Below are 254 nucleotides of genomic sequence, written 5' to 3'. Positions count from 1 at the left end.
ACGACGTTCCCCGAGCAGGCGACGGCGTCGAGCCGGTACAAGGCCACGACCGCGGACGGCTGGTTGGTCTGGGATGGCTACGACCTCAAGGAAGGCGTCGTCTCGAATGACGGGAAGACCCTGACCTTCGACAACAGCGACCACGGCATCACCGCTGTAGCGGACCGCGACATCGAATACACGGTGAAGGTCGAGACGGCCGCCGACGCCCTCGACGTGCCCGACAACAAGCTCGGCTTCGTCTACTCGGGCGT

At 65.0% G+C, this 254-nt stretch carries 1 protein-coding gene; it reads left to right on the top strand.

Features of this window, described 5'->3' with window-relative positions:
- Window positions 1-254: hypothetical protein (locus tag IFT51_RS14810; RefSeq protein WP_192061853.1), on the top strand; the 254-nt coding region annotated here is incomplete at both ends.

The sequence above is a fragment of the Frigoribacterium sp. CFBP 13712 genome, assembly GCF_014842255.1.
Classification (GTDB): domain Bacteria; phylum Actinomycetota; class Actinomycetes; order Actinomycetales; family Microbacteriaceae; genus Frigoribacterium.
The sequence above is the reverse complement of the archived record's forward strand: the minus strand, read 5'-3'. Positions and strand labels throughout refer to the sequence as shown.